This is a genomic window from Bacteroides faecium, from assembly GCF_012113595.1.
Lineage (GTDB): Bacteria > Bacteroidota > Bacteroidia > Bacteroidales > Bacteroidaceae > Bacteroides > Bacteroides faecium.
Map to the genome: position 1 here is coordinate 5,722,123 of NZ_CP050831.1, position 15,349 is coordinate 5,737,471.

At 39.5% G+C, this 15,349-nt stretch carries 17 protein-coding genes and 1 pseudogene; 6 read left to right on the forward strand and 12 right to left on the reverse strand.

Annotated features, from left to right (window positions below; translation table 11 throughout):
* Nucleotides 1-23: 23 nt before the first annotated feature.
* Nucleotides 24-917 (forward strand): annotated as a pseudogene (locus BacF7301_RS21590) (arginase family protein); the annotation flags it as partial.
* A 243-nt stretch (nucleotides 918-1,160) separates the two neighbouring features.
* Here BacF7301_RS21590 and BacF7301_RS21595 read toward each other — a convergent pair.
* Together BacF7301_RS21595 and BacF7301_RS21600 are read right to left on the reverse strand one after the other, a co-directional pair.
* On the reverse strand, nucleotides 1,161-1,796 hold the full coding sequence (locus tag BacF7301_RS21595; protein ID WP_167966069.1) for an RloB family protein: 636 nt from the start codon (nucleotides 1,794-1,796) through the stop codon (nucleotides 1,161-1,163).
* On the reverse strand, nucleotides 1,793-3,019 hold the full coding sequence (locus tag BacF7301_RS21600; RefSeq protein WP_167966071.1) for an AAA family ATPase: 1,227 nt from the start codon (nucleotides 3,017-3,019) through the stop codon (nucleotides 1,793-1,795). Before BacF7301_RS21600 ends, BacF7301_RS21595 begins: the two co-directional genes overlap by 4 nt.
* Nucleotides 3,020-3,187: 168 nt before the next feature.
* Here BacF7301_RS21600 and BacF7301_RS21605 point away from each other — a divergent pair, with 168 nt between their 5' ends.
* Both BacF7301_RS21605 and BacF7301_RS21610 read left to right on the forward strand, forming a co-directional pair.
* Nucleotides 3,188-3,784 (forward strand): type 1 glutamine amidotransferase family protein, encoded by a 597-nt coding sequence (locus BacF7301_RS21605; protein WP_167966073.1) that lies wholly within the window; start codon nucleotides 3,188-3,190, stop codon nucleotides 3,782-3,784.
* 68 nt (nucleotides 3,785-3,852) lie between these two features.
* Nucleotides 3,853-4,311: a hypothetical protein gene (locus BacF7301_RS21610; protein WP_167966074.1), complete on the forward strand. Its 459-nt coding sequence runs from the start codon at nucleotides 3,853-3,855 to the stop codon at nucleotides 4,309-4,311.
* Between the two features lie 69 nt (nucleotides 4,312-4,380).
* On the opposite strand, the gene BacF7301_RS21615 is transcribed toward BacF7301_RS21610, so the two are convergent.
* Together BacF7301_RS21615 and BacF7301_RS21620 are read right to left on the reverse strand one after the other, a co-directional pair.
* Nucleotides 4,381-5,079 (reverse strand): flavodoxin, encoded by a 699-nt coding sequence (locus BacF7301_RS21615; RefSeq protein ID WP_167966076.1) that lies wholly within the window; start codon nucleotides 5,077-5,079, stop codon nucleotides 4,381-4,383.
* Nucleotides 5,080-5,109: 30 nt separating this feature from the next.
* Nucleotides 5,110-6,156, reverse strand: a complete 1,047-nt coding sequence (locus BacF7301_RS21620; protein ID WP_167966078.1) for an alpha/beta hydrolase — start codon at nucleotides 6,154-6,156, stop codon at nucleotides 5,110-5,112.
* A 240-nt stretch (nucleotides 6,157-6,396) separates the two neighbouring features.
* On the opposite strand from BacF7301_RS21620, the gene BacF7301_RS21625 reads away from it, so the two are divergent.
* Nucleotides 6,397-7,296 (forward strand): helix-turn-helix domain-containing protein, encoded by a 900-nt coding sequence (locus BacF7301_RS21625; RefSeq protein WP_167966080.1) that lies wholly within the window; start codon nucleotides 6,397-6,399, stop codon nucleotides 7,294-7,296.
* A gap of 611 nt (nucleotides 7,297-7,907) precedes the next feature.
* Here BacF7301_RS21625 and BacF7301_RS21630 read toward each other — a convergent pair.
* Both BacF7301_RS21630 and BacF7301_RS21635 read right to left on the reverse strand, forming a co-directional pair.
* A complete protein-coding gene (locus tag BacF7301_RS21630) occupies nucleotides 7,908-8,330 on the reverse strand; it encodes a pyridoxamine 5'-phosphate oxidase family protein (RefSeq protein ID WP_167966081.1) in 423 nt (140 codons plus the stop codon).
* 89 nt (nucleotides 8,331-8,419) lie between these two features.
* Nucleotides 8,420-9,307 (reverse strand): AraC family transcriptional regulator, encoded by an 888-nt coding sequence (locus tag BacF7301_RS21635; protein WP_167966083.1) that lies wholly within the window; start codon nucleotides 9,305-9,307, stop codon nucleotides 8,420-8,422.
* Between the two features lie 136 nt (nucleotides 9,308-9,443).
* Here BacF7301_RS21635 and BacF7301_RS25980 point away from each other — a divergent pair, with 136 nt between their 5' ends.
* A complete protein-coding gene (locus tag BacF7301_RS25980) occupies nucleotides 9,444-9,701 on the forward strand; it encodes a DUF1016 N-terminal domain-containing protein (RefSeq protein WP_245208276.1) in 258 nt (85 codons plus the stop codon).
* Nucleotides 9,701-9,877, forward strand: coding sequence for a hypothetical protein (locus BacF7301_RS25985; RefSeq protein WP_245208277.1), 177 nt, complete (start codon nucleotides 9,701-9,703; stop codon nucleotides 9,875-9,877). The genes BacF7301_RS25980 and BacF7301_RS25985 overlap by 1 nt, the downstream gene beginning before the upstream one ends.
* A 162-nt stretch (nucleotides 9,878-10,039) precedes the next feature.
* Here the strand turns inward: BacF7301_RS25985 and BacF7301_RS21645 are convergent, their stop codons facing one another.
* The 6 genes from BacF7301_RS21645 to BacF7301_RS21670 all read right to left on the reverse strand — a co-directional run bounded on the left by BacF7301_RS21645 (nucleotide 10,040) and on the right by BacF7301_RS21670 (nucleotide 15,306).
* On the reverse strand, nucleotides 10,040-10,588 hold the full coding sequence (locus tag BacF7301_RS21645) for a Crp/Fnr family transcriptional regulator (RefSeq protein ID WP_167966084.1): 549 nt from the start codon (nucleotides 10,586-10,588) through the stop codon (nucleotides 10,040-10,042).
* 40 nt (nucleotides 10,589-10,628) lie between these two features.
* On the reverse strand, nucleotides 10,629-11,993 hold the full coding sequence (locus BacF7301_RS21650; RefSeq protein ID WP_167967277.1) for an MATE family efflux transporter: 1,365 nt from the start codon (nucleotides 11,991-11,993) through the stop codon (nucleotides 10,629-10,631).
* A 230-nt stretch (nucleotides 11,994-12,223) separates the two neighbouring features.
* The gene (locus tag BacF7301_RS21655) at nucleotides 12,224-12,550 is read right to left on the reverse strand and encodes a DMT family transporter (protein WP_122364959.1); all 327 of its coding nucleotides are present in this window, start codon (nucleotides 12,548-12,550) and stop codon (nucleotides 12,224-12,226) included.
* Between the two features lie 90 nt (nucleotides 12,551-12,640).
* On the reverse strand, nucleotides 12,641-13,204 hold the full coding sequence (locus tag BacF7301_RS21660) for a Crp/Fnr family transcriptional regulator (RefSeq protein WP_167967278.1): 564 nt from the start codon (nucleotides 13,202-13,204) through the stop codon (nucleotides 12,641-12,643).
* A 13-nt stretch (nucleotides 13,205-13,217) separates the two neighbouring features.
* The gene (locus tag BacF7301_RS21665; RefSeq protein WP_167966085.1) at nucleotides 13,218-13,679 is read right to left on the reverse strand and encodes a DUF2867 domain-containing protein; all 462 of its coding nucleotides are present in this window, start codon (nucleotides 13,677-13,679) and stop codon (nucleotides 13,218-13,220) included.
* A 79-nt stretch (nucleotides 13,680-13,758) separates the two neighbouring features.
* Nucleotides 13,759-15,306, reverse strand: coding sequence for an STM4011 family radical SAM protein (locus tag BacF7301_RS21670; protein WP_167966087.1), 1,548 nt, complete (start codon nucleotides 15,304-15,306; stop codon nucleotides 13,759-13,761).
* Between the last annotated feature and the right edge of the window lie 43 nt (nucleotides 15,307-15,349).

A 15,349-nucleotide genomic window follows, 5' to 3' on the forward strand; every position in this document is an offset into this window, starting at 1 on the left:
ATAAACTTCTAATGCACAAGTTAAATCATCAAAGTATGGAAAAGAAATCATCAACAATCCGTTTGATTTACCCACAATGGCAAGGCGCCAGAGTTGCCGACCAAATAACGGAGCTAAAAGATAATCCGGCAGATGCTTCGAGAGGGTATTATTTGGGGGCACAATTATTAAATTTTCTTGCTCCTGATACAGGGCAAGAAACATTGACCGTACCTATATCTACTGAAGTGACTGACAGGGAAATAACAGACGGAGTAACAGACCGTGATATTATTCTGAGACAAACGAAAACTGCATTGGAGATGCTTCGCACCACCAATCCGGACAAAATAGTGACGCTTGGCGGCGAATGTTCAGTGAGTGTCGTTCCGTTTACTTATCTTGCTGATAAGTATAAAAATGACGTAGCAATGATTTGGATAGATGCTCATCCTGATATTACACTACCCGGTGATGTTTATTCCGGCTATCATGCCATGGCTGTTACAGCTTGTATGGGATATGGTGAAAAACAAATTATTTCATCTTTGCCGGCAAAAATGGACGCGTCTAAAATCTTATTTGTCGGATTACGGAATTGGGAACGCGATGAAATTAAAGTTCGTCAAAAGCAATATCGCATCAAGGATATTACGGGGGAAGAAGTTGCAGAAAATAGTGATGCTATTCGGGTATGGTTAAAATCTTGTGGAGCTTCAAAAGTGATGATTCATTTTGATATGGATGTATTAGACCCTGCCGAAATCATTGCTGCTGTCGGCACAGACCCTAATGGTATGAAAATGGAACAGGTAATACGTGTGATAAATGATATTGCAGCAGAAAAAGAAATTGTTGGTTTGACTGTTGCAGAAGCAATGCCCCGCACTGCTATCAGAATAAAAAACATGTTGAGCCAGTTGCCTTTATTGAAATAATGTATCAATCGACAGGTATTATGAACTAAATTATAATACCTGTCAATAAAAACCACTCATATATGACACCTGTTTATACTTAACAATAAAGGCTATCTAAATGGAAAACATAAAAGAGTATATTTTTAGGTGGATATTATAGACACCCTTCTACCAGCAATCGGACACCATGTAATCAAAATAAATTCAAGATGTTAACCAACCTGTTATTATTACCAAATCTAATACAGGAATTTAATAAGGTTATAAGAATTTATTCAATTCTTCTACCAGCAAATACACAGTAGTAGAAGACTCATATCGTGCCGGATTACTTCCATCAAATTGTTTCATGATAGTTTTAGCGTGATTAATAGCCTGTTCCTGTTTAGAGAACAAAGCATTAAACATTTTAGAACTTACCTCAGCTCTCTTTGTATAAGGAAATCCAAGTAAGGCTGTAAGCATACTTTCATACCTGGAACGATGTAAAGCTCCCTGATACAGATTAAAGTGAAGCAAAAACCAAAATTCAAAAGCTTGATTACTATAAGCCACTTCGAAACCTTTTTGGCGTGCTAATAGGATAGCAGAGTTAAAATCATTTTCAGGAAAATCGTCTTTATCAAAGACAACCCAGTTCTGATTATACGTCCTCCCTTTTTGCCTTTCCCATTCTCTTATACTGATAGCCTTTTGCACTAAAGCCAATGTACTCATACCTTGACCAACGGCTTTCACATTAGCAGAAGTCAAACGAAAAGCATTAAAATAGTCCGGTTCAGTATTAGCTCCTTCACAAATAATCAGAAACGTTTGTTTTACCTCACGCACACCACTTATTCGAACTATTTTTCTCTCGATGCGTGGATTTACATTTTTTCTTTTCGTAGCGGTCATTGTTTATTTTCTTGGGTATTGAATAAACGGGTTAAATCTCCAACAATAGGAATTGCCCCATATTTTCCGGATAAATAGTCTTTTTCAAACGAAGCGTCATTACGTACTTTATACTCCGCCAAGGAATAAAGTTCCGTTGCTCCATAGCGACTTTTTTGCGTAAACCAAACCTGGTCACGTCGGAATATATTAGCACTCAATAAGTTCGTATCATGAGTAGTGAAAATTAATTGGGCATTTTTCGGATTTGTTTCTTTTGAATTAAATAAAGCAATAATTCTACATGTAAGAAGCGGATGCATTTTAGAATCAAATTCATCTATAATAAGGCGCTTTCCATTATCCAAAGCATCAATAATAGGATATGCCAAGGAAAAATACTTTATTGTACCTTCCGATTCATTTTTCCTGAATGGAAAAGTTATAGTTTTTACTTCACGCCCTTCATCATCGTATTGCGTATGTGTACTAACAATAGTATTATCTATTTTTTCAATATTCTCAATACCTAAATCGGCATAACGAGAAAACTCAACAATCCTCTGTTTCATTCGGATATCATCCAGTTGAATTGTTGCAGAACTCCATATCTTTTCATCATTAGAACCTGAAATAATAGTAGTATCGTTCAACCATTTCATTATCTCTACTGCTGTCGGTTCATTGAATTGAGCCGCAACTGAGAGTAACAATGCATTTGCTCTTACCATTCGTTTACCCGCAAGCTCTTTACCTACAACAAACTTTGTATGAATATCGAAGTTATCTTTTTCACGATAGAATAATTCCACCTCCTTCGCCCTCTTCTTATTAGCTTTCTGATAGAGCCATTCAGAATGTACCAATGAATTATCAGCTTCAAATCCGTAACGATATTGATTATCTTCATCACAGAATATGGCTTCAAAAAAACTCGGTTCACTCGTAGTAACCGAATTTAGCCGGAAACTTTCTATATTGACACGTTCTCCTGCTTGAATATCTTTCGACGAGTTTATTACATACCACTTAAAAAACTCTAACGCCTTAATGAAATTGGATTTACCGGACGCATTAGCACCGTAAACAACCGCACTCTTCATTAATGATAATCCAGCAGTCCCTACATCAAAGATTATATCTTCAGCCGGAACCTGTATTTCTTTCAAAGCAGATGCTAATAATGACAATGTAGATTGCTCTTTGAATGATAGAAAGTTTCCTATTGTAAATTGAATAATCATACTTTAATCGTATTATTTGAGATTTTATCACAAATATATCATTTATTATCCATGATATAGAAACTTATTAGGTGAATTATATTATTTTATGCCTAATAACATGTATTACTACTACAAAAGTCAATTAAATATAGTATCTTTGTACACGCAAAAAAAATAGAAGTTTATATGAAAGAAGTAATATTTGTAATTTTAGAAGGATTCGCCGACTGGGAAGGCGCATATATAGCCACTTGTTTGAATCAGGGAGTCAAGCCCGGAAACCCCATTACTTATAAAGTAAAAACCTTATCGATAACCAAAGAGCCTGTTAGTTCAATAGGCGGATTCAAAGTGCTGCCCGACTATGAACTAAAAGATATGCCGGAAGATTATGCGGGGCTGGTATTAGTCGGTGGTATGAGCTGGTTCTCACCTGAAGCTGAGTTGATAGTTCCACTAGTAAAAAAAGCTGTCAAAGAGAAAAAGTTAGTTGCCGGAATATGCAATGCTTCCGTTTTTCTTGGTATGCATGGTTTTCTTAATGAAGTAAAGCACACCAGCAATACAATCGACTATCTTAAACAATATGCCGGAGATAAATATACAGGTGATTCTAATTACATCAATAAACAAGCTGCAAGAGACGGAAATATCGTAACTGCCAACGGAACCGGGCAACTGGAGTTTTGCAGGGAAATATTATATGCATTAGAAGCCGATACTGCCGATGCGATAGAAGAAAGTTATCTGTTTTATAAAAACGGATTTTGTCCGGAGCAATAGAATAAATCTAACGACTATAAAACAATCAAATAGAACATAGTATATTGTCTAATCTAAAAGAGTTAAACATGGTGCACTTGGTATATTGTGATGATAAAGCGAAAGTATTGGAGAAAATACTTGACGGCAGTAAAACAATGGTGGTTCGCGGTGCTGCCGGACGAAAAATCCCGCACAGTCGGGTAAATGAAGGTGAAATCCTCTATTTTATGCAGAAAGGATCGAAGAAAATTTCGGCCAAAGCTACGGTAACTCATGTAGAAAACTATCAGAAACTGACAGAAGAAGAGATTATCACTATCCTTACTCATAACCAGCCAAAACTCAATCTGACAGATAAGCAGAAGGAACGTTGGCATAAGAAATGTTTAATACTGATAGAATTCTCCGACGTGGAAAAGATTGAGCCGGCATTTGACTTCGAACACCAAGGAAATATGGATGATTGGTTGATTATTGAAAAAATCGAAGATGTGGTTGTAGGTACAAGTATTCCGTATAACTACGAAAAAAGCAAGTTCAAATAATGCCAATAAGAACAGATTCACAAATAAAAGGCTTTGAATTTCAGATTCAGAGCCTTTTATAAATACATATTATTTACTTTTACTTGTCATACCCATATCCCGCAGCCATTTCGAGACAGACTCTCCTGAGTTATTAACATTATTACGGGAAATGGCAAGCCCTTTCTGCATCTTTGCCCCCTTTTCCAATGAGGCAATGGTCTTTTCCGCTTGTGAGAAACGGCTTCCTCCATGTGTACAGAATGGTATGAGGGTTTTACCTGTAAAGTCATATTCATCGAAGAACGAATAGAGTACCATTGGCATATCATACCACCAGTTCGGAAAGCCTACAAATACAACATCATAGTCGGCAAGATTCTTAATGTGTGTTGCCAATTGCGGACGAGCTTTCGACTCAACTTCCTTTTTGGCAGCATCTATCAATTCTTTGTGTGCGCCCGGGTAAGCATGCACAGTCTTTATCTGAAAGAGGTCGCCGCCTGTCTCTTCACTGATAAGAGTAGCTACATATTCGGTATTACCATAAAGTTTACCGTTTGATACGAGACGGCTGGCACCGGATGAGGTATCCACTCCGTCTGTTTCGGGCGAAGTGAAATAAACAATCAATATCTTGCCTTTAGTCGGTATTATACTTTCACTGGCTGTTGTTTTTTCTACTTCAGGCATTTCTGTCAAATTACTAACAGCTATCGCTTTGGCATAAACTACAAAGATACAAGCCAACACTACTAAAATTACGAATGATAAATAAAATTTTCTCATTATCGGGATATTTTTATGGATTAAGGATATTTACAATTTCTCATTAAAGAACGCTATCAATTTCTTCACTGCCATGTCTACATATTCGGGAACATAGTAAGTCTGAATATGAGTAGCCCCGGGTATCAGAAATAATTCCTTATCCGTAGTTCCGGTTGCTTTTTGAAAGGCTTCATCGGTCATATAAAAAGTATCGGCTTTGCTGCCTGCCAACATGAGTAATGGCTGGTTTATCAAGTCAACGTTAGAAGTAGCATCCCATATCATCAGGTCAAGCAGGCTGCTGACCGTATATCTGAAAGTGGAATTTGGGTGAGCATGAGTTTTACCATAATAGATAAGCCCTTCACGGTATAAATCGAACGGCAGTTTGGCTATCTGTTCATCGGTCAGGTTGGATTCTCCTGTATATAAGATTTCGCCACCTGCCATTTCTTGTGCACGGGCTTCTGTTGCTTGTTTCAGTCTTTCCTGAATGGTAGATATCTGAGAGCCCATAAATCCTTCTCTCCTGACTTTTCCGGAATTAAACATACTTAGGGTAGCTACCGCCTTTAAACGTTTGTCAGACTGCGCAGTTTTTAAAGTATATCCGCCACCGCCACAGATTCCTAGAATACCGAGCCGCTCCGTATCAACGCCCGGATAATGGGTAATATAATCAACCATGCCGTGAATATCCTCAATACGGTAGGCAGGCTTATCCGTATTGCGCGGTTCTCCACCACTTGCTCCCTGATAGGAAGCATCCGCCACTAAGGTGATATACCCATTCTCTGCCAAACGCTGTGCATAAAGACCGGCAACCTGTTCCTTAACTCCCCCATTGGGATGCGCCACTACTATTGCCGCGTATGTCTTTGCAGGGTCATAATCAGCAGGCACATATACATTGGCTGCAATATCTATCCCATGCAACTGATAAGTGACAGGGTGGATATTTACCTGCCCTTTGATATTTTCCTTAAGTGCATTTTCATAAACCAGCCCGAAAGGATTGTTCTGTGCGGAGAGAGCCGCAATACCTTGAGTTAGTATCATCATAATAACTAATTTGAGAGTTAAATATTTCTTCATAATGGTTTCTTTTTAGTCTGAATATTATTTTTCGATAATGCAAAGTTGAGAAGATTTGCCGGACAAGACAATAGACGGATTACTGATATGCTAACACATTTCACTGTTTGTATAACCCTATCTATCAAGCAATAACACATATTACGGATTAACTAACCTTAATTACCGATTCGAGTATATACTATATTTATTTATCAGATAAAATCATTAGCTTTGTGACATAACAATAATACGGAAAGTATGGGAAATATAATAAAGTTAGAGACAATTCAAGAGTACAATATGTTGCTGGGAGCAGAAACGTTGCATCCCCTTGTCAGCATAACGGATCTTTCCAAACTAAAGTCAATCCGGCATTGCCGGAAAAACTTCGGTTTCTACTGTGTATTTTATAAGGAGCTTAAATGCGGGACATTACAATATGGACGTAATAAATACGATTATCAAGACGGGACATTGGTGTTTATCTCTCCCGGTCAAGTGGCAGGCGTGGACGACGGGGGCGAAACGCTCAATCCCAAAGGGCTCGCATTGATGTTTCATCCGGATTTGCTATATGGAACACCGCTTACCCGCAGAATGAAAGATTACACTTTCTTTTCTTATGAATCCAACGAAGCCCTGCATATGTCCGAACGTGAACGCCAAATTATCCTCAACTGTTTCAAAGAGATTCAAGAGGAACTGGAACACGCTATCGACAAACATACCAAACAAATCGTAGCTTCAAACATTGAAACTTTACTCAATCACTGTGTCCGTTTCTACGAACGTCAGTTTATTACCCGCGAGACGGTCAACCGGGATTTGCTCGGTAATTTCGAGCGCATACTAAATTCATATTATGCATCAGACAAACCCCAGACTATTGGATTACCGTCCGTCGGATATTGTGCTGAACAGATGCATCTTTCTCCCAATTATTTCGGAGACTTGATAAAAAAGGAAACTGGCAAGTCCGCTCAAGAGTATATCCAGTTGTCTGTCATGGAGAGAGTTAAAGAACTGTTAGCGGAAAAGGACAAGACTGTCAGTGAAATTGCCTACGAACTCGGTTTCAAGTATCCGCATCATTTGAGCAGAATATTCAAAAAGGTGGTAGGCACAACTCCTAATGAATATCGTCTGCAAGTCGGATAGAGGAAGAGAATTTTTCCTGTTAGTATATATCTTCACTTTGCTGAAAGAATGACCATTCTTAAAAAAGGAATATTTAAGCAATCAGGAAGGGGGATAATAGCATAACGGTTTAAGAAAAACAGAAAGAAGCCCGACATTTGTCGGGAGAAAGTTCTTTCTTGTTATCATTTGAGATATATAGTATCCAAATAGCAGTCATTTTCCATTTTTTATTCACCAATCAATATGAAATACTAAGATAAACCAATCTTTTTATTATTTCTATTCTTTCTAATAGTTATGCCAAACTAGAGAAAAAGCACCCTCAAAAAGACCGGTTTCAGCTTCCTCACCGATGACAAACAAGTTCCTCGGTGAGGAAGGTAGCGATGCACACCGAGGAACACCCCGCTCCTCACCGGGGAACGAATGATTTGCAAGCAAGAAAAGATGCATATTGTATGTAGTTTTATGCAAAATAGAGTTACATTTCCGCATATTATTGCACTAATTTATGCAGTTTATTCGCTGGTTCATTGTTTTTATAGTCGCTATTCTTTCACGCAATCTTAAAAATAGCACATTAAGACTATAAAATCCCTGCTTCTCAGCTTCTTTTATATACAATGAGTCTACTCTACGATAAAGCTCTCCGATTTGAAATTACTATAAAACCTACCGGAAGTTGCCGTAAATTTCAATACACAATAGTCGGGGTCGGTGACTCCTTCGGGATAATACATTGTATCACCTTCCTGCCATATCATCTCTTTACTGGCACTGTCTGTCAACACTTCCATTGTGCCGCGCAACATTACTCCCCGAAAGAAGCGGTTATCACAAAAGTAAATACAGGCATGATTGTTTTCCCGGTATTGCGCAACACGCATTGACGAAGTATTCGTTGTCAGATAAATCGTTTTTATCCCTTCCCTTTTCCGGGGTTGCAACATGGCTTTGATAGTAGGAAATCCTTCGCTGTCTATGGAACCGATAAAGGCTGTTTTTAACTTATCAATCATGTTCCCTACCGTTTTTTCTGCGTCTCTCATCATTTAATAATTTAATTGGTTATTATTTGATGCAAAAGTAAGGATATTGAGTAGAGCCGGTGCAATAAAAAGAAAGGGAGAAATAGTACTTTTTACGGTTTATACTTTTTCCGGTAGAGTAACGGCGTTTCTCCCGTATGCTGCCGGAAGCGGCGGATAAAATAAGAAACCGTCGAGAAATGAAGCTCAAACGCAATATCCGATATCGGAGCGTCTGTATAAGCAAGCAACCTTTTAGCCTCATCTATCACTTTATTCTGAATGTATCGCTTCGCACTAAGCCCCATTGCCGAAGTTATGATTTCATTCAGGTAATTGGGAGTGATGCAAAGTCTATCCGCATAAAACTGAACAGAATGTTGTTCCTTCAAATGAGTTCCTACCAAATGGATGAATCTGTCTATATGAGTATTATTGATTTCTTTATCTGTGGCGATTTCCTCGTTTGAAACCGCCTTCTGATACGCCCGCTCCAACAGCATCAGAACTTCATAAAGCAATGCCCTCAAAACATGCACGTCATTATCATTCTGTTTGTAAGAGTCAATCTCCGTTTTGATATTGTGCAAGACTTGAAGGACACGTGTATAAAGTTCGTCCGGTAGATGCAGTTTGGCTGATGTCTTTTCCGGTTTGAAAAACGCAAGATGCCGGACAAACATAGAATCCCTAAAGAGGAAAGACAAAAACTCATCCTCAAAAATCAAAGCATATCCGTTTGTTATGTGATGCGTATCCCAATTCCGAATCTCTCCCGCTTTTGAGAAAAACACATCTTGGGGGAAAGCTTCATAAGTACGGTTGTCGATGGAAAAGTTCCCCTCTCCTTCCGTTATAAAAGTAATATCATAATAAGTCAGCGTATGGACAGAACTTTCAGCCAGGAACTTCTTCACATATTTCAGTTCGACGACATCAATCAAAAGTTCACTGCCATACTTATTTTTGTGGAAAGTATATCGGGGAATCAAGTTCTTCATTTTCTTTCAATTATCCGTGCAAAGATAATTAATTATTTTTTTTATACTTGTTACTATTGAGGTAAGTTATTCTGCCAACATTATTCCATCTCCAATAAAAGTATTACCTTTGTTTGTAATTTAACGAGTATATATTATGCCAAACAATATTTTTTTAGAAACCAAATACACAATAGCTGTCCAAACAATAAAGACAGCTATATTACAGAGCCAATATCAAGCAATAAAGCTTTTAAACAAGGAACAATTGGCTTTGTATTATGGCATAGGACGTTATATTTCTCAAAATTCACGTAATGGATATTGGGGAACCGGTGCCATTGCTTTCATTAGCAACAAGCTTCAAAGGAACTGCCCGGCCTTAGAGGTTTTTCTGAAACAAACCTCAGATTAATGCGTATATTCTATGAAGAATGGGATATGCTTGATGGCAATTCATCAGTTACAACTGACAAAACACAAAATACTGAAAGTGAGCAAGAAGCAAATTTATCAGTTGTAACTGATGAATTAAAAGAGACAGCAGAAATTCGGAAGTTGCAACTGCCGAATTTTAAGTATTTTCCATAAAAGAGTTCTTTAAAACAGGTTTTACTCATCATACAGCAAAAGCTTTGCCTGATATAGAGGAACTTAAAAAGTTATTATAAAGAAAGCAGCCAAACTCTTTGCTCAATCAATGAATTTGACTGCTTTTATATCAGCGTTGTTTTATAGGTAAACAACGCTTTCTTATTTCTGACTTCCCGCCAAATATCCCAGGCTTGTCACATCAGCCCCCAAATAATGAGTAATATACTTCAGAGGTACTCTGTATAAAATGTCGGGTATTTCCGTCAATAGAGAAAGATACTTTTCCCTAATCGTCAGTTTGCGCATATTCACATTCATTTCTTCTTTAAAGTAAAACTGGTATTCCATAAGCTGACGTACCAGGTTGGAGAATGTTATGGACGTAGCGCACAGTTCCTCAATCTCATCCTCGCTGATGTAATAAGCCACACATCTCGTCAGTGTTTTTACGGAATGTTTTCTTGTGTTGTAACACAATATCGCATCCCCTGCCGACAGGAAGCGGATAGTCTTGTCCTCTCCCTGATGACTGGAAAATGTATGCAAGATACCGGAAACGATAATATACAAGCTCTGCTCGGGCATTGTAGCAGAAGCAATCGTCCCACCTTTATCCAAATGCACCATTTCCATACGAGCCAACAGCTCTTTCACTTCTTTTTCTTCCACCTGATACTCAAAACAGAGTTTCTTCAAATAAGCTTCCATACAAATTGATTTTAGTTAATATATGTCACTTAGAAAACACTTAATTCGATATAGCAGGCATCACAGTGCCTTTCGAGTACATTCTCTTTTGGTTATATCGCAAATACCAAATACAAATCAATAACGAGACCACCGTCGACAAGGGCGGAGCAAAGCCCATGAGGAACAGTGAGGAACTGTCTATCTGGCTGAACCAGTACGACAACGGAATACGGAACAGGAAGGTCGCTATCAGACTGTGAATCATCGGGAACAATGAATTTCCCTGTCCGCTGAAGTAAGAATTGATGCAGAACACAAAACTTACAATGATACAGTCGATACTATACCCCCGCAAATACTCCGCTGCCATTGCCACCACCGCCGCATCTTTGGAAAAGAATGCGGTAAGCGTCTCCGGCAGGAATTGGGAATACACACAAACCGATACACCGAAAACAAGGGCAATTCCAATGCCCGAAGCCAGGCATTTGTTCATCCGCTGTATCAGTCCCGCACCGTAATTCTGTGCCGTCATGGTTGCCACTGCCGATGATATCGCCATTGGCGGCAGCATCGCAAAGACGATGATTTTCTCTACAACACCCAAAGAAGCTGATGCGATGACTCCCATTTGGTTGACAATGACCGTTATAATCAAGAATGAAACATTGATTAACGCGTCCTGCAATGCAATGGGTGCTCCCAGCACCATAATCTTTTTGGATAAATTCTTGTTCAGCCGGATATCCTTCCGTGTAAACTCGAAATGGAATCCATGACCGTGCAAGAACCAAAGCGAGATGACAAAGCTGACTCCCTGTGCTGTTATGGTAGCTACAGCAGCTCCCGTAGGCCCCAAATGGAAATAGCCGACCAAGATAAAGTCGAGGACAATATTAATCACGCACGCCAATCCTACAAAATAAAGCGGTGTCTTGGAGTCGCCCAGTCCACGCAGGATACCACACACTACGTTGTACCCCACTATGAACAAAATACCTGCCGAGCATACCAGGATATAACTTTTCGTATCAGCCATTGCTTCCGCAGGCGTATGCATCAATTCGGCTATCTGCCCGTGAAACACGACCATAACCAAAGTCAGCAACACTCCTACGATTGAGAACAGCCATACGGAAGAACCGATTGTAAACGCTACTTTCCGGTTATCTTTTGCTCCGGTGGCAATAGCAATCAATACGGTTGTCCCCGTCGTTATGCCAAGGATGATACCTGTAATCGTCTGCATCACCTGGCTGCCGATAGCCACAGCCGCCACACTGGCAGAATCATCATATTGCCCCACAACAAACAAGTCCGCCCCGCCATAAAGTGCCTGAAGCACGTTGGCAATAAGAAAAGGCACTGCAAATTGCAGCAGTACCTTCGGAACACTCCCCTGTGTCAAATTCAACTCTTTCATCGTTTCTTTTCTACTCATACCTCTTATCTTAAAATGTTACAATAAAAAATAGTGCCGAACAAGCGAATGATTTACACCATTCATCTTATCCAGCACTATAATTATCTATTATAGCACCCTCCGATGAGGATTTTTATGCCTGTCTCTATTTTCGGGCTGCAAATATGGGCTTTGTTTTCATAACTACCAAATTATAGCTGCACTTTATTTTTTCAGGATACAATCGGGTATCAATGTGATACCAATTTCAACCCGATAATGGAGCAAATCAATGTGAAGATAAAGAACAACCGTCCCACACTTGCAGGTTCTTTAAAGAAGAAGATACCAATTAATACCGTGCCTGCCGCACCGATGCCTGTCCATATCGCATAAGCCGTACCGACCGGCAGCGTTCTGGTCACCTTTATCAGAAGCAGCATACTCACGCATAAGGATACCAAAAGTACGAATGACCACACATATTTCTCCATTCCGAATACCCTGTTTATCTTTCCCAGACAGAAAGTAAACACCAGCTCAAGGCAACCTGCCAAAATCAAAAGAATCCAATTCATAACATCTGTTTTTTTATTTGCAAAGGTCATGAATTTCCGGCAGCCTCTATTTTACATTTGTAAAAAAGGGATTTTACATTTGATAAAAAATCATCTTATCTTCGCCCTGATTCTGCTCAGACTGACTTGGGAGATTCCCAAATAGGAAGAGATAATTCCTAATGGTACACGTTGAAGTATGTCGGGGTAATCAGCAATCAAATCCTGATAGCGTTCCAGTGAGGTCTTGAACTGCCGCGATATAAATAGCTGTTCTGATTTGATACACTCCCTTTCGGCAAACTTCCGTCCCCAGTTGGCTATATGTATATCCGCCAGATAAAGGTCGTGTAGTTTATCGACACTCAATTCATACAGCACACTGTCTTCTAGTAGTTCTATATTCTCATATCCCGCCTGATTATTATAAAGGGTCTGCAAAGGAAAAATAGCGTCCCCTTCCTTTCCGAACCAAAATGTCACTTTCTTGTCCGATTTATAGGTATATGCATGCAACATTCCTTTCTTCATCAGATAGAATCTGGAACTTTTACGGTTTGCCAGAAACAAGTGAAAACCTTTAGGATAGGTTACTTCCGGTGCTTCATTCAACAGGGCTTCCTTGGATGCAAGCGGCAGTTTGTAGATATTGTCAATGATGTCATAGATGTCCATATCCATAGATTCTTTATTTCATTTGTTTGGCAACTCTGTTCAGTATGGAACGCATGATAGTTTTATGGAAAGGGCGAATAAAGAAGAAGTAGAATCGTCCCAGCCGGTTATTGTACTTTACAATCGTTGTAATAGCAAACATTTGTCCATCAACCTCTTTCTCTCCGCACCATAAAGACGCGTAAAATGTCAGGTGCTTATCAGGCATGCCGAAAACAATCTCATTCGGACTTCTTTCAAGAATCGTATCCGTAAAACGTATATTGACTTCCAGCCCCAACGGTTTGACGATTGCATTTCGCAGCGCCATCAATCCGTTCACCCAAGCGGGAGACTGGTTAAAGGCTATATCCATAAATACTTCGGGAGTAACCACTTTATCACTCACTATTGTTTTTGAAAAAGAATCACAGTAATCCGCCGGAAGGTAATTGGTGATGAGACTTCCCTCACATATGTTGTTTTGTACTTTCATAACTTGATGCGTTTTTTAAATAACGTAGGTTGCGAAAATAATCACTTTAAATTGATATACAATAACTTTATCTGCTTTTCTATTTGCGGAAGCGGAAGAAAGCAGGCAGGCGGTCGGGATTCAACGTGTAGCGGGCATGTTCTTTCAATAGTGGTTCGGAGTTCATCACTGCACAAGAATGGGGTACTGCCGACATCATTTCCCAATCTTTCTGCGAGTTGCCGACAATCAAAACTTGCTCTAGAGGGAAAGCTAAATCTTTACATATATGGAGTACTCCTTTCTTTTTGCCGGCTTCCTTATGTACAACTGCGATAAGGGGTGGCTTATAAAATACCTGATAAGGTTTTGCTTTTAATCGAAAAAGAATGCTCTCCCTCTGTTCTTTCTCATAAACCAGCATGCTATACTTATAGACTTGGCCTTCATAGCTATGCGCCGTTATCTTTGCAGATTCTTCGTTCACGTCCGGTAGTAATTCAACCGGTAAACATCGGCTCTGCCCGTCGTACAACAATAATCCGCCGTTTGCAAATGCTCCACCTTTAAACAGGCTAAAAAGAGTCTTTCCTAATTTTCTCCGTGCCTGTTCCATAGATAAAGAAGTAGCCAGATATAATGGGACAGATTGCGCTATATATCGTAAGGTATTAGCATAACTTTCCGGGACTTTCCCTTGTGCATCGGTCAATGTTCCGTCCACATCAAAAAAAACGGCAGTAATCAAGGACTTATCCGGTATCCGCCAAAAGGCACCTTCTCCCAGTATGTCATGCAGAGGGTGATTCGACAGGTTGCTGAAAGCAATGTAGCAGTCACAGACTTTCCGCTGACAAGAAAGCGAGGTATCCAACTTTTGATTCTGACCCGTTTTTTGATTCTGATAAAGATTGCCTATCTTCACTTTACTTCTAGGGCAGGCAAAGATGTCTCCTTTCCAGTCAATAAAGCAATTACTTCTTCCCCCTGAGCAATTCTCCCATTGAGCTGGAGCGTTTCGCAAATCATACTCGAAGAGATTATCCAATTGAGTAAAAAAACGAATATCGTCATCGCTCACCAGGGATTTTAGTCCCTGCATAGCATTAATAAACAGATAAATATCCGGCATGAGAGCATTTCTCAAATCAGCAAGTATATTTTTTGCCGACGGATTGCCGACAGCTCCGGCACAGACTTGTATTCCCGCATTATGAAGCGTATGAAGTTGCCGGACAAATTTCTCTACTGAAGTCATTTCCGGATGAAAGCTAGCCCAAATCTTTATCTTATTTATCAATTCCGGAGCAGTCCGGAGTTCGTCCAGCCATTCGTCGGCAGGAAAAGAAAGATTAGTCTGACAGGAAATTCCGGTAACTTGTGGTAATGACGCAAGCCGCATTATTCCTTCCCTATAATAGCGATGTATGAGTGCTTCCCCGTAGGGAATGACAAATAGTTGCAAAGTTTCTCCTTCCCATTGCTCAATAGCAGTAATAAAACGACTCCATGCCTGTTTGTCCTGCATTGTAGATGCAGGATGAGACTTCTTGCCGAAAGGACAATAAGAACAAGTGTAGTTACAACTATTCAATTTACCCCGATAGTATATACGTCGGACGGAAAGTAAAGAGCCTTCATTTGCCATTGTCATTTCATTCAAATATCATTTAAACTTCACTCAATTTTCA

Coding starts and splice junctions, on each gene's coding strand:
- BacF7301_RS21595 (WP_167966069.1), bottom strand. CDS start 1,796: ATGACCGCTACGAAAAGAAAAAATGTAAATCCACGCATCGAGAGAAAA.
- BacF7301_RS21615 (WP_167966076.1), bottom strand. CDS start 5,079: ATGAGAAAATTTTATTTATCATTCGTAATTTTAGTAGTGTTGGCTTGT.
- BacF7301_RS21635 (WP_167966083.1), bottom strand. CDS start 9,307: ATGAAGAACTTGATTCCCCGATATACTTTCCACAAAAATAAGTATGGC.
- BacF7301_RS25985 (WP_245208277.1), top strand. CDS start 9,701: ATGCGTATATTCTATGAAGAATGGGATATGCTTGATGGCAATTCATCA.
- BacF7301_RS21610 (WP_167966074.1), top strand. CDS start 3,853: ATGGTGCACTTGGTATATTGTGATGATAAAGCGAAAGTATTGGAGAAA.
- BacF7301_RS21645 (WP_167966084.1), bottom strand. CDS start 10,588: ATGGAAGCTTATTTGAAGAAACTCTGTTTTGAGTATCAGGTGGAAGAA.
- BacF7301_RS21670 (WP_167966087.1), bottom strand. CDS start 15,306: ATGGCAAATGAAGGCTCTTTACTTTCCGTCCGACGTATATACTATCGG.
- BacF7301_RS21650 (WP_167967277.1), bottom strand. CDS start 11,993: ATGAAAGAGTTGAATTTGACACAGGGGAGTGTTCCGAAGGTACTGCTG.
- BacF7301_RS21665 (WP_167966085.1), bottom strand. CDS start 13,679: ATGAAAGTACAAAACAACATATGTGAGGGAAGTCTCATCACCAATTAC.
- BacF7301_RS21630 (WP_167966081.1), bottom strand. CDS start 8,330: ATGATGAGAGACGCAGAAAAAACGGTAGGGAACATGATTGATAAGTTA.
- BacF7301_RS21655 (WP_122364959.1), bottom strand. CDS start 12,550: ATGAATTGGATTCTTTTGATTTTGGCAGGTTGCCTTGAGCTGGTGTTT.
- BacF7301_RS21605 (WP_167966073.1), top strand. CDS start 3,188: ATGAAAGAAGTAATATTTGTAATTTTAGAAGGATTCGCCGACTGGGAA.
- BacF7301_RS21620 (WP_167966078.1), bottom strand. CDS start 6,156: ATGAAGAAATATTTAACTCTCAAATTAGTTATTATGATGATACTAACT.
- BacF7301_RS21600 (WP_167966071.1), bottom strand. CDS start 3,019: ATGATTATTCAATTTACAATAGGAAACTTTCTATCATTCAAAGAGCAA.
- BacF7301_RS25980 (WP_245208276.1), top strand. CDS start 9,444: ATGCCAAACAATATTTTTTTAGAAACCAAATACACAATAGCTGTCCAA.
- BacF7301_RS21660 (WP_167967278.1), bottom strand. CDS start 13,204: ATGGACATCTATGACATCATTGACAATATCTACAAACTGCCGCTTGCA.
- BacF7301_RS21625 (WP_167966080.1), top strand. CDS start 6,397: ATGGGAAATATAATAAAGTTAGAGACAATTCAAGAGTACAATATGTTG.